The organism is Methanobrevibacter sp., from assembly GCF_045646045.1.
GTDB lineage: Archaea > Methanobacteriota > Methanobacteria > Methanobacteriales > Methanobacteriaceae > Methanocatella.
In genome coordinates this window covers 1-2,571 of sequence record NZ_JAZRJY010000058.1, presented here as the reverse complement: position 1 = coordinate 2,571, position 2,571 = coordinate 1, and the positions used below count along the sequence as shown (strand labels likewise).

The window sequence follows — 2,571 nt, the reverse complement described above, 5'->3', positions numbered from 1 at the left end:
TAATTTTTTAAAAAAAGGATAAATGAATAGTTTCATATTCATTTATCTAATTCATTATCTAATTCATTTATCTAAGCACTTTAATTTTATTTGTAAAAACAGTTGCTCCATAAATCTTGGTTGACTTGAAGCTGGTTTTTATTTTATAGGTTCCTATTTTTACAGTTATCTTAAGCTTAGCAATTCCTTTATTGTTTGTAGTTCTGGTGTATGTTTTTCCATTTAATTTAAATTTAACTTTTGTTTTCTTGATCGCTTTTCCATTTTTGTCTTTAAGTGTAGCTACAAAATAGGATTTTCTATGGATCTTTTTAGTTTTAGTTGTTAATTTTGCAGATTTTACATAGACTTTAATGGTTTTAGAAGAACTTTGATAAGTTTTATCTCCATTAAATGAAATTTTTACACTGTAAGTCCCTACTTTTTGATTAATGGCAAATGTTGCAATGCCTTTGCTATTAGTTGTTTTTGAATAGGTTTTGCCAGCTATTCTTATTTTCACTGTTTTGGATTTTAATGGCTTTTTATTGTTGTCCAATAATTTTACACTTAATTTAGTGGAATTTTTGTAGTATTTCACTAGGTTAGATGCTTTGATGGATGTTTTATTTTTCAAAACAGTTATTTTAACGTTTTTGTTCTGATTTCTGTATTCCTCATCATCAAAACTTATTTTTGCGGTGTAAGTTCCTATATTCAAATCCAAAGGCACCTTTACAATTCCATTATTGTTTGTTGCTAAATTGTATTCCTTTCTATTTAACAGGATTTTAACGGTTTTATTATAAAGAGGATTATTGTCATTGTCAGTTAATTTAATTTCCAAATCCTTATTTTCTTTATAGTATTTGCTTAAATCGCTTGCAATAAGTTTAGATTCATTTTTTTGCTTAACACTTATTTCAATTGTTTGATTGCTTAATTTTGCATAAACGGTTTTCACATTGTTTGCTGGAATGTAATTTATGCTTGCACTACCATTTACCAATTCAACTTCAGCTATTGTTTGTCCAGTGTTTGTATAAAATTTAACGGTTAAAGGCAAGTTAATGTCTTCATCGTAATCATATATCTCTTTGGTTTCGTTGTCAAAGTAATGTTTTATGTTAACGTTCAATACATTGTTTACATCTTGTTTAATTATTTCATTGCTTGATGTAAATTCCATCACTAACCATTTGCTTGCATTTATTTTCCAGGATTCATAGGTTTCACTATGTGGGGAATAGTAGTATGGGCTTATTTCATTTTGACCCCACCAGCAGTAAAGAGTACTTGCATTATCATCTAAAGCAATATCCCCGTAGATTTTTCCACCTTGCTCTAATAGAATATAATTTCCAACAATAGCGCAGTTTTCCATTTTAAGTTCAGTATCCTTGAAATTGTTTGATACTGCACCGTGAGCTCCTACGTAGTTCTTTTCGAAGATGGTGTTATACACTTCTGTTACAACATGCTGCCCACTTGGAGGTGCAAGGATGGCAGCTGCATAAAATCTTGAGTACCCTCCACTGAATATGCTGTTGTTGATGACCATATAATTATGATTGCTGATTGCCCCTCCAGTATATTCTGTGGTCTGATTTATGAAACTGCAGTTGTTTAAAGTTGCATTTGCTAAATTGAGTATTGCTCCTGCGGAATATATTGCATAGTTCTTTAAGAATAGAGTGTTGCTTATAGAAGCGATTCCTCCACATGCAATAGCTCCCCCTACTCCTTTTTCAGCAGTAATGTGGTTTTCAGTAAAATAGGAATTTTCAATGTTTGTTATGCCTGCAGAATATATTGCCCCTCCATATTGGACTGCAGTGTTATTGATGATATCGGATTCAATTAAGCTTAATTTTCCCATGTTGTTATAGATTGCTCCACCATTTAAACCAGAATAAGAGTCTTTTATTGTACAATTGATTAATGTTAATTCTCCTCCATCGTTGTAAATGGATCCTCCAAGTCCAGTTTCATTGTTACTCATGTTCCCATTTATTAAAGTGAGTCTGATTAATGTTAATTTTGCATCAGAGGTCATGAAAAATATTCTGGAAATATGATTTGCATCGATAACTGTTTTGTCTTTTACGCCTTCGATAGTTAAGGTCTTATCTATTGAAATGTTTTGGGCATCAAAGTTTCCTTCTGATAAGTAGATTATAGATTGATTATTGGAATTTTCTATTCCTTGCTTTACTGTTTTATAAGGATTATCCTTACTTCCATCCCCAGTTAGATCATCACCTGATGCTGATATGTAAATTGTATTTGTATTCGCATCTTTTAGCTGATTTTCAGAGCTTTCTTCTAAAGCATTTTCTGAATTCATGCTAATTATTTCCATATTTTTATTTTCTTCATCTAATTCGATAGTATTTATAATATTATCATCATTATTTTGGATAATATCATTATCAGACAGTTCTACTGCACTAATAGAGCTTAATAAACTAAATACTATACACATAACTGTAAATAGGATTAAAATAGATTTTATATTACTTTTTCTACTAATAATTTAGCCCCCATTTTATAAATTTCAACATCAAACTAAAATTATATTCATTTCGCATA

1 protein-coding gene is annotated in these 2,571 nt (G+C 30.2%); it reads right to left on the bottom strand.

The genetic code is table 11. The features are described from left to right. Positions 1-67: 67 nt before the first annotated feature. Positions 68-2,464, bottom strand: a complete 2,397-nt coding sequence (locus tag ACKI5C_RS03660) for an Ig-like domain repeat protein (RefSeq protein ID WP_407431861.1) — start codon at positions 2,462-2,464, stop codon at positions 68-70. Positions 2,465-2,571: the final 107 nt, after the last annotated feature.